Source organism: Burkholderia sp. Ac-20392 (assembly GCF_017104585.1).
GTDB lineage: Bacteria > Pseudomonadota > Gammaproteobacteria > Burkholderiales > Burkholderiaceae > Burkholderia > Burkholderia lata.
On sequence record NZ_JAAGPB010000283.1, the window covers coordinates 1 to 10,868 of the forward strand.

Sequence of the window (10,868 nt, forward strand, 5' to 3'; positions counted from 1 at the left end):
TGCCGCAACCGGCCGCGACCGGCCGCCCCCTGCGTCGAGCAGATCGTGCGCGCCACCCGCGGGCAGCAGCACGAAATCGCCTTCGGCGAGCTGCAGCGTACGCCCGTCCGCGGTACGCAGTCGGCAGGTTCCGGCCAGCACCAGGTGAAACGCCGCCTCGCCGGACGGCAGCGGGTCGTGCGGCATCGCGAACGGCCCGTCGAGCAGGCAGCGCACGTCGAGTTCGACATGGCTGCGGCCCAGCGACAGGAGTTGACTCAATGCATCCATGAGACGATCGCGCTAAAAATTGACACTCTAGCGTATCGAAACCCTCAGCGCGAACGATCAGAATAGCCCTGCATCGCCCGAGATCGCGGCGCCCGCCGCCCTCCTCACCCCTACTCGAAAGGACGCATCATGCTGAACTGGAACGAATACCGGAAGGAACTCTCGACGCGCATCGGCGAGATCGCCAAGCTGTCGCCCGATACGCTGGCCGGCTACAAGGCGCTGTCAGGCGCCGGCGCCAAGACGGGCCACCTCGACGCGAAGACGCGCGAACTGATCGCGCTGGCGGTCGCCGTCACGACGCGCTGCGACGGCTGTATCGCCGTGCACACCGCGGAAGCGGCGAAGCATGGCGCGACCAAGGAAGAAGTGGCGGAAGCGCTCGGCGTGGCAATCGCGCTGAACGCGGGTGCGGCGCTCGTCTATTCGGCGCGCGTGATGGACGCGCTCGGCGAGTGAACTTGACGGCTGCGGCGCTGCCGTCAGGTGGCGGCGTCCGGCCGCATTGGCTGCATGGCCGCCCGGTCGCGCATCGCGCATCCGGGCAGGCAACCGATGTATGAAGATTGGCCAGCGTACCTGCCCGAATGACAGGCCGCGTGCGCCCAGGCGCGGATGCGCCACGAAGTCGGCTACCATGCTGCGAACGATCCATCGTGAAGGAGCGCTCCATGTGCCGCTGGCTCGCCTATACGGGTAATCCGATTCATCTCGAAACCGTACTGTTCCGCGCGAAGCATTCGCTGATCGACCAGAGCCTGCATTCGGAGCTGGGAGCGACGACCACCAACGGCGACGGCTTCGGCATCGGCTGGTACGGGCGCCCCGAAGAACTCCCGTTCCGCTACCGCTCCGTGCATCCCGCGTGGAACGACCGCAACCTGCGCGAAGCCGCGCGCGCGATCCGCTCGCGGATGTTCATCGCGCACATCCGCGCGGCCACCGACACCCCCGTGCAGGAAACCAACTGCCACCCGTTTCGCCACGGCCGCTGGCTGTTCGCGCACAACGGGCTGATCCGCGACTTCCACAAGCTGCGCCGTGACCTGACGATGAAGGTCGATCCCGCGCTGTTCCCGACGCTGGAGGGCTCGACCGACTCCGAACTGATGTTCCGCCTCGCGCTGACCTACGGCCTCGAGCAAACACCACTGCCGGCGCTCGAGCGGATGGTCGGCGTGGTCGAGGAAACCGCTGCGCGGCATCGCGTGGCCGACCCGCTCAACATGACGATCTGCGCGACCGACGGCGAACGGATCATCGCGGTGCGCTACTCGAGCGAACGGCAGTCACGCTCGCTGTTCCACAGCACCTCGTTCAAGCACCTCCACGAGCTGTATCCGCACAACCCGCGCATCGCCGAAGCCGGCGACGACGCGTTCATGGTCGTGTCCGAGCCGCTCGTCGACTTGCGGGGTGCGTGGGAGGAAGTGCCGGAAAGCATGGCGATCGTCGCGCAGGGCGCCGATGTGCAGCAGCGGCCGTTCAGCCCGCGGCACAAGTAGCGCAACGGGCGGTCATTCGCACCGTCAGGCGCGGCGCGACAACCGCATGCGGATCGAATCGAGTTCGGCCGGCAGCCGGCGCGAACGGGCGCGCGGCCGTGGCAGCGCGGCGAACCCGAGCCGTTCGTACAGCACGCGGGCCCGCACGTTGCGGGTCAGCACGTCGAGCACGACATCGCGACTAGCGTCGACCGGCAATGCACCGGTGTCCAGCGCGTCGCGAAACAACGCGCTGAAGATCCCCGTGCCGCGCTGCCGTTCGTCGGTTGCGCAATGCGCGACGAGGATCTGCGAGCGCTTCGGCGCCGGAATTTCCGTTTCGAGAATCAGCCCGCGCAACAACTGGCCAATCGTGCGGCGCACGCCGAAGAAGCGCGCCAGTGCCCACACGACATGCACGTCGTCGAACATCGTCTGCTGCCCGTCGTGAATCGCCATCACGGCGAGCACGGCGCCGTCGTCGGCGACCGCGACACGATGCCGGCGCCACGAGAAGCGCCCATGACGCGACCGGAACGCCTGTTGCAGGAAGGCAATGCAGCGTGCGTCGCTTTCGCCGAGAAAGAACCCGAATTCGGCCACGCCGGACGCAAACACAAGCGGCGCGCACGCTGCCGCGTCGCCCGCATCGGCTGCACGAAACCGCACGCGCTCGCCGGCGCGCGGAACCGCTTGCGCGAACGCGCCGGCCGGCGTCATGCGCTGCGCCCCGCGAGACGCGACAACACGGCGACCGTCCGGCTGATCTGCTCCGGCTCGTGCGTCGAGCAGATGAAGAAGCGCAGGCGCGCCGCCTTTTCCTCGACGGCCGGATAGAAGATCGGCTGCACGTTGATCCCTTCGTCGAACATCGCATTGGCCCATTGCGCGGCCTTCAGCGAGCTCCCCGTGATCACCGGCACGACCGCGAACCCGGCGCTCGTGCCCGTATTCAGCCCGGCGGCGCGCGCCTCGGTCAGGAACTGCCGCCCCCGCGCCTGCAGTCGCGCGACGCGCTCCGGCTCGGCCTGCAGGCGCTCGAGCGCGGCCAGCGACGCTTCGGCGAGCGTCGGCGCGAGCCCGACGCTGTACAGGAAGCCCGGCGCCAGATGGCGCAGCATGTCGACCAGCGGCTGGCAGCCGGCGATGAAACCGCCACAGCCGGCCAGCGTCTTGCTCATCGTGCCCATCCACATGTCGACCTGGTCGGGAGCAACGCCGCAATGCTCGCGGATGCCCTTGCCGGTCGCGCCAAGCACGCCGAGCGAATGCGCCTCGTCGACCAGCAGGAATGCACCGTGCCGCGTCTTCACGTCGACGAAGCGCTGCAGGTCGGGGAAATCGCCGTCCATGCTGTACAGCCCTTCGATCGCGATCAGCACGTGCCGGTATTCGCGGCGCACGCGCGACAGCAGTTCGTCGAGCGCCTGCCAGTCGTTGTGCGCGAAGCTCAGCCGCTTCGCGCCGCTCAACTGCGCGCCCTGCACGATGCTGTTGTGCGCGAGCGAATCGTGGACGACCAAGTCGCCGGGGCCGAACAACGCGCCGATCACGGTCACGTTCGTCGCATGGCCGCTCACGAACGCCACGCAATCGTCGGTCTCGTAGAATGCGGCCAGCGCGCGCTCGAGGTCGCGCTGCACCGGGCGCTCGCCCGCGACCATCCGGCTCGCGGACGCCGACGTGCCGTAGCGGTCGATCGCGGCTTTCGCGCGCGACGACACGGCCGGATCGCCGGCCAGGCCGAGGTAGTTGTAGTTTGCGAAGTTCAGGTACTCGCGGCCGCCGATCTGCGTCGTCGCACCGGCCACGCCGTCGTGCACGCGGAAAAACGGCGAGTCGACGCGCAGCTTCTCGCCCATCTCGCGCATGATCCGGACCTGCTGATACTGCGGCATCGATTCGAAGCGGCTGCGCGCCGATGCGGTCTGTGCGGCCAGCGTGCCGGGCACGCCGGGTGCCGCGGCTGCATCCGTTGCGCGCTCCAGTTGCCGTTTCAGCGCTTTCGCCGCCAGTTGCTGGCGAAGATGCTCTCCCAGTGCCATTGCTTCCTTCGCTGTATCTCGAAAAGACGCTATGTTACGCCGGGAGCCATGAAAAAGCGTGGTGTCACGCGTCGGGAAACTCAGCCCACTGCCACGCATCGGGTTCGGCCAGCAGCGCGTCCACCAGCCGGAAATTCATCTCGTGGCTCGGCCGCAGCGCGCTCACGCGCGCCAGCAGCGGCGCGCCGGCCAGCGCGAGATCGCCGACCAGGTCGAGCACGCGATGCCGGACGAACTCCTCCGGCAGCCGCATCCCGCCCAGCACGCGATTGCCGACGATGGACGCCGTGCACGACGGCCGCGCGCCGCGCAGGATCGGCACCCCGCGCAGGTAACCGGCGACGATCGCGGGTACCGCCCATTTCACGCGTCCATACGAGCGCGATGGCGCGATTTCGGTCGCAAATGCGGCCGGCGTCAGCGCACCGTCCCAGTGCATGTCGCCGAAGCCGCGCAGGTCGTTGCGCACGCTCAGTTCGTAACGCGGCGCCGGTTCGATCCGCATTTCGCGCCGCTGGTCGCCCTCACCGTCCGTGACGACGACGGGCCGCAGCACGCGGATGAAGCGTTTCGGCGCATCGAGCGCTACGCGGCCACACGCGCGGATGGCATCCACCCACGGTGCGGCGCTGCCATCGAGAATCGGTACTTCCTCGGCATCGATCTCGACGATCGCATGATCGATCTCGCATGCGAGCAACGACGCGAGCAGGTGCTCGATCGTGCGAACGCCGACGCCGTCGGCGTTGCGCAGCATCGTGCACAGCGGCTGTGCGCGGCGCAGCGCGGGATCGACCGGCAGCGTCGCCAGCGTGCGCCCCTGCGCGACGCGACGGAACGCGATGCCCGTCACGCCCTCTTCCGGACGCGCGGGCAGGATCCGCACGCCCACCCTGCGCCCCGTGTGCAGCCCGTGACCGTCGATCGCCAGCGGCCGTGCCAGCGTGCCTTGACTCGTTGCCCAGCCGGACGGCGCGCTCATCGCGCGACCTCCAGCGTCGGCGACGCCTGGCCCGCCGCAGGCGCCTGCCGCGTATCGAGCATCGCGCGTGCTTCGCCGTCGATCGCGTGCTTCGCGGCGAGCGCCGCGACGGCCTCCTGCGCGGCATCCGTCGCGGAACCGGCGTCCGCATCGGTCGACGCGCCGATCGAATCGACGATGCGTCCGGCCAGCGTCGTCACCGACGCGCCCTCGGCAATCGCCATCACCGACAGCTTGACCTCGAACGCTTCCTCGACCGCGAGGCCGAGTTCCATCCCCATCAGCGAATCCATGCCCATGTCGAGCACCGACTTGTCGAGTGCGATGCGATCCGGCGTCATGTGCAGGATTCGCGCGATCTGCCCCTGCAGCGTCCGGGCAACCAGCGCAATCGCTTCGTCGCGCGGCAACGCCAGCACTTCTTCGCGTAGCTGCGTGCCGCCGTCACGCGCATCGCCGCCCTTCGCATGCGATTGCAGCAGCGAATACCGGCGCGCCTTCGCGGCCGGCATCCCGCGCGCCACGGCGTGCCAGTCGAGCCGGACCACGGCTTCGCCGGCCGCACCCGCGACCAGTGCGCGCTCGAGCGCGACCATCGCCTCGTCGGACGTGATCGACGCACCGCCGATCCGCGACTGCAAAGCCTCACGCGTATCCGCGTGGCGCGCGAGGAAGCCGACGTCCTCGAGCGGCCCCCAGGCCATGAAGGTGCCCGGCAATTCCGCCGCGCGACGATGTTCGACGAGCGCCTCGAGGAAACTGTTGGCCGCGACGTAGTTCGACTGCCCCGGATTGCCGAGATAGGTCGTCGCCGACGAATAGACCACGAACAGGTCGAGCGGCAACGCGCGCGTCGCGCGATGCAGGTTCCACGCGCCTGCCACCTTCGGTGCGAGCACCGCGGCCATGCGCGCATCGTCGAGATTGCGCACGAGGCCGTCGTCGATCGACATCGCGGAATGCAGCACGCCCTTGAGCGGGCTGCCGCGCCGGACGATCGCGCCGATCATCGCATCGACCGCCGCTGCGTCGGTCACATCGCACGACACGACATCGACCGTGACGCCGAGCGTCTTGTTCCAGCGCTCGACTTCCTCGCGTGCGGCAGCAGCGAGTGCGCCGGAACGGCTCGCCAGCGTCAGCCGGCGTGCGCCGCGCTCGACCATCCAGCGCGCGCTCGCGAAACCGAGCCCGCCCGTGCCGCCGACCACCAGGTACGTGCCATGCGGATCGAGCGCGAGCGAACCCGCGCGCGTCACGCCGCGCGTCGGGGCCGGCGTGCCGGACGGATAGGTCACGAGCACCTTGCCGATCTGGCGCGCCTGCTGCATGTAGCGGAACGCATCTTCCGCCCGTTCGGCCGGAAACGCGCGATACGGCAGCGGATGCAGCACGCCGGCCTCGAACAGCGCCATCACTTCGCCGAACAGGCGCGCGGTCAGCTCCGGCAGTGCGCCCATCAACTGGTCGGCATCGATACCGAAATAGCTGATGTTGTTGCGGAACGGCCGCAGCCCGATATGGCTGTTTTCGTAGAAGTCGCGCTTGCCGAGCTCGAGGAAACGACCGAACGGCCGCAGCGTATCGATGCTGCGCACCATCGCTTCGCCGGCGAGCGAATTCAGCACGATGTCGATGCCCTGGCCGCCCGTCAGCGCGCGAATCTCGTCCGCGAACGCGAGGCTGCGCGAATCGAGCACGTGGTCCGCGCCGAGCAGGCGCACGAACTCGCGCTTCTCGTCGCTGCCGGCCGTCGCGAACACTTCCGCGCCGAAGTGGCGCGCGAGCTGGATCGCGGCAATCCCGACACCGCCCGCGCCGCCGTGCACGAGCACGCGCTCGCCGCGACGCAGACGCGCGAGTTCGACGAGTGCGTAATACGCGGTGAAGAACGTGGTCGGCACGGTCGCCGCTTCCTCGAACGACAGCCGCTCGGGTTTCAGCGCGATCGCTTGCGCGCGTGTCCTGACGCGCGTCGCGAACGAAGCCGGCGCGAAGCCGAGCATCGCATCGCCCGGCGCGAATTCCGTCACGGCGTTGCCCACCCGGACGACTCGGCCGGACAGCTCCATGCCGATCGTCGCGCCCGCGAAGCCGGTCTCGACCGCTTCATCGGACAAGAGCCCCATCGCATACATCACGTCGCGGAAATTGAGGCCGGTTGCAACGGGCTCGATCTCCACCTCGTCGTCACCCAGCGGGCTTTCCGGCAACGCAAACCATTCGAGATTGCGCAACGAGCCCGGCGCATCGAACGCGAGCACGGCCGCACGCGCAATCGCGCCATCGTTGCGGGCCGCAGCCTGCGCGGCGGTCAGCATGCGCGGCACCTGCCGGCCGTGCGCACCCAGGACGACTTCTTCCTCGACCGCTGCGCCGGTCAGTTCGCGAATCAGCGCGTCGGGGATCCGGTCCACCGCTCGATCGACGTCGATCAGGCGGCACGCGAGTTCGGGATGCTCGTTCGCCAGCACGCGACCGAGGCCCCACAGCGTCGCCTGTTCCGGATGCGCATTCGCGGTCCCGGCGAATGGCGCGCCGCCACGCGTGACGACGGTCAGCCGCGTGGCCGCGTTCGCCTGCGCACCGAGCGCGCGAACGAGTGCCGCCAGGGCGATCACGCCGTTACGCTGCGCGGCCATCAGGCCATCCCCCGTCGCCGATTCGGCGAGCGGCGTTTCCGGCGCGCAGAACACGACATGCGTCGGCTGCCCGGCCGGCAACGATGCAATCGCATCGGCCGCATGTGTGACGTCGACGATATCGGCCGGATAGCCCGCGCGCGCCAGCGCATCGGCCAGCCGTCCGCCGAAACTGCCGGCGGCGTCCGGTGCGTGCATCACGAGCCATTGTTCGCTGCGCGCAAGCGTATCGAGATCGCTCGGATCGTCGCCGCGTTGTGCAACGACGGCGCTCGCGGGGTTGCGCGCGATGACGAACGTCGGCGTGCCATCCAGATCGAGCGACTGCTCGACCTGCCGCACGACATCGACATAGCCTGCGCGTTCGAGCGCTGCATCGAGATCCGCCGGCGCCAGCGCCACGGGCGCGTCGGCTTCCGTCGACGAAGCCTGCGCACCGAATACGATGTCGGAGAAACGGCCGCGACGCGACTCGGCCAGCAGCAGCAATCCGCCCGGCGCCAGCCATGAGCGCATCGCATTCAGCGCGTCGGCCACATCGTGACGGCCGCTCAACGCGCGGTTCGCGACGATCAGGTCGTAAGGGCCGGCTTCGTCGGCCGCCAGCGACAACCGCTCGCCCGACTGCAGCGCAACCGTGCGCACCGCCGCTTCCGCATCCGCGTCGAACCCGGCCAGTTGGCCGGCCGTCGCGGCGATCGTGTGATCGCAACGCGCGGCCGCGAGATGCATGCCCAGTGTCTGCAGCACGTCGCCGTCCGTCGCACCCAGCTCGAGCACGCGCAACCGGCGTGCCGGTTGCCATGCGTCGACCGCCTGCTCGACGCTTGCGGTCAGCAACGCGTGCACGTGCTGCCACGTCGGCGATGCGGCAAGGAGTTGTTCGACCAGGCTGTGCCCGGTCGGCGACAGCAGGCGAGCGCCGTCCTTCGCACCGTTCAGCACGTCCGGCAACGCCGCGCCGCAATGCGCGAGCAGCGTCAGCTCGGCCACGTGCCCCGGCGATTCGGCCAGCAGCCCGCGCCACAGCTCGTCGAGCGGCGGCAACGCCGCGCACGCCGCGTCGTCACGCACCAGTAGCGCACCATCGCGATGAGCGAGACCATCCTCGACCAGCATGTCGGCAAGACGTGCGGCCAGCGCCGCACGCCCGGCCGCCGGCTGCCACGTGCCGGCGAATGCGCCGAGCGCATCGAACGCGCGAAGCGCGTAGAGGCTCGCCAGCACATCGAGCAGCGGCAGGATTTCGGTCAGATGCTGCGTCCGGCGGCCGTCGTGCCCGGTCGTTTCGAGCCGCGTGACAGCCTGCGCGAGCAGCGCATCGGGCGTCGGCAGACCGGCCGCGTCGACGTCGCCCGGCAACGGCACTTCTTCAAGGCGATAGACGAAGCGCGCGGGCAGGTTCTGCCGGCGGCCGACGAGATCGACGCGCCGGAACCGGCAAGCGCCGAGCCGCGCGACGATCGCGCCCCGCGCATCGAGGAATTCGAAATGCGCGACGATCGAATGCGGGCTGTGCCGGTCGATCCGCACGAGCACCCGTTCGACCGTGTCGCCGCGCAGATAGTCGACCCGGCCGATCTGCACCGGCACGTAAGCCGGATGCTCGCCTTCGCGCGCGTGCGCCGCAAGCAATGCGAACAGCGGATGAAACCCGCTGTCCATCAGCGCCGGATGCAGCAAATAGGCGGACAAGGCCCGTGCGTCGCCGCATGCGGCCGGCGCGGCAATGTCGGCCAGCGCCGCGCCGTCATCCGCGGCGACCCGCACGGTGCGGACCCAGCGGAATGCCGGCCCATAGCTGAGGCCGATAGCTGCCGTGTTTGCGTACAGCGTGTCGCCGTCGGCCGCGGGCAGCGCGAGCAGACGATCGAGCGCGTCGGACGGCACGACGCTCGCATCACCGAGCGCGTTGCCGCTTTCCAGCATCCGCCCCGTCACGTTCAATGTCCATGTGCCGTCGGACATCCGGTCGCGCGTCTCGATCGTGAAGGTCGCGGTGCGCGGCTCGATCACGAGCCGGAACAGCTTCGCCTGCTGCGGCTGGAATACCACCGGCGTGCGGATCTCGACGTTTTCGAGCGCCGCGTCCTGCGTATCGAAGAAGGTGCGTGCCGCGGCGAGCGCCATTTCCACGTACCCGGCCCCCGGGAACGCCACGCCGCCGTCGACAACGTGATCGGCCAGCATCGGCAGCTTCGCCGGATCGAGCTGGTTTTCCCACGCGAATGCGTGCTCGTGCAGGCGATAGCCGAGCAGCGGATGCTCACGACGACGATTGACGAGGCCGTAGCCTTCGACGGTCGGCGTCAACCAGAAGCGGTCGCGCTGCCACGGATAGGACGGCAATGCAGCTCGCGATTCACCCGGCGCGAAGCGGTCGGGATCGACGCTCGCACCGTGCGCGATCGCCGCGAGCATCGCATGCTGCAGCATTGCCGCGCTGCCGTGATCGCGCTTGAGCGTCGGCAGCGCCACGCCGGTCGCGCCGGCCGCCGCGAATGCCTGCTTCACGTACGTGCGCAGGATCGCATGCGGTGAGACTTCGACGAACAACCGGACGCCCTGCTCGATCAGATGCGCGATGCCGTCGCCGAAGCGCACCGGCTCGCGAATGTTGCGCCACCAGTAGCGGGCGTCGAGTTCGGTGCCGGCCAGCGCGCCGCCGGTCACGGTCGACACGAACGTGCCATTGCCCGGCTGCGGCCGCAGGCTGGCCAGTTCGGCCAGCACGACCGGCTCGATGCGGTCCATGTGGCTGCTGTGGAACGCGTAGTCGAGATCCAGCATCTGGAAGAACTTGCCGCTGCCGCGCAGCGCTGCCTCCAGTGCCTGCAAGCCCTGCAGCTCGCCCGCGAGCGTCACCGCATCGGGACTGTTGATGCCCGCGATCTCGACGCGCCGCGCCAGCCCGTGGCGTGCGATCAGTTCGCGTGCCGCCGCATCACCGATGCCGACGGCCGCCATCCGGCCGCTGCCGCGCGTCATCGCCTGCGCGCGGCTGCGAATCTTGATCACGCGAACCGCGTCGGCGAGCGACAGCGCACCCGTCACCCACGCCGCGGCAATCTCGCCGACGCTATGGCCGATCGCTGCGTCGTAACGCATCCCGCGCGCGTCGATCACGCGAATCATGCCAACCTGGATCGCGAACAACAGCGGCTGCGCGTTCTCCGTCGCGGCGAGCCATTCGGCACCTGCGCCGGCCAGCCATTCCGCGCTCGGGCCGCCGCGCATCACGTCGACGAGCGACGGGCTGCCGTCGGCGCACCACAGCGCGTCGACTTCGTCGAGCGCCGCGCGGAACACGGCATTCTCCGCATAGAGTTCGTTGCCCATCCCGACCCACTGGCAGCCGTTGCCGGAGAAGACGAGCGCGGTGCGCACCGCGTCGGCGGGCGCCTGACCGGTTGCCACGCAGGCCGGCAACCCTTCCGCTGCCGGC

General features: G+C 69.3%; 7 protein-coding genes. 2 read left to right on the forward strand and 5 right to left on the reverse strand.

Annotation, left to right across the window (positions count from 1 at the left end; genetic code table 11):
• Positions 1-270, reverse strand: a 270-nt coding sequence (locus G3N99_RS25745; protein WP_206123797.1) for a cupin domain-containing protein, incomplete at its 3' end; no start/stop codon positions are given.
• 129 nt (positions 271-399) lie between these two features.
• Here G3N99_RS25745 and G3N99_RS25750 point away from each other — a divergent pair.
• Complete coding sequence (locus tag G3N99_RS25750) at positions 400-729, forward strand: carboxymuconolactone decarboxylase family protein (RefSeq protein WP_011351062.1); 330 nt, start codon at positions 400-402, stop codon at positions 727-729.
• 212 nt (positions 730-941) lie between these two features.
• The gene (locus tag G3N99_RS25755) at positions 942-1,775 is read left to right on the forward strand and encodes a class II glutamine amidotransferase (RefSeq protein ID WP_174939335.1); all 834 of its coding nucleotides are present in this window, start codon (positions 942-944) and stop codon (positions 1,773-1,775) included.
• A 24-nt stretch (positions 1,776-1,799) separates the two neighbouring features.
• On the opposite strand, the gene G3N99_RS25760 is transcribed toward G3N99_RS25755, so the two are convergent.
• The 4 genes from G3N99_RS25760 to G3N99_RS25775 form a co-directional block, all read right to left on the reverse strand.
• Positions 1,800-2,474, reverse strand: a complete 675-nt coding sequence (locus G3N99_RS25760; RefSeq protein ID WP_206123798.1) for a GNAT family N-acetyltransferase — start codon at positions 2,472-2,474, stop codon at positions 1,800-1,802.
• Positions 2,471-3,799 carry an aminotransferase class I/II-fold pyridoxal phosphate-dependent enzyme gene (locus G3N99_RS25765; protein ID WP_174939331.1) on the reverse strand — a complete coding sequence of 443 codons (1,329 nt, stop codon included), beginning with the start codon at positions 3,797-3,799 and terminating at the stop codon, positions 2,471-2,473. The genes G3N99_RS25760 and G3N99_RS25765 overlap by 4 nt, the downstream gene beginning before the upstream one ends.
• Positions 3,800-3,863: 64 nt before the next feature.
• Positions 3,864-4,781, reverse strand: a complete 918-nt coding sequence (locus tag G3N99_RS25770) for a UDP-3-O-acyl N-acetylglycosamine deacetylase (RefSeq protein WP_174940642.1) — start codon at positions 4,779-4,781, stop codon at positions 3,864-3,866.
• On the reverse strand, positions 4,778-10,868 hold a 6,091-nt coding region (locus G3N99_RS25775), incomplete at its 5' end, for an SDR family NAD(P)-dependent oxidoreductase (protein WP_206123799.1). The genes G3N99_RS25770 and G3N99_RS25775, both read right to left, overlap by 4 nt.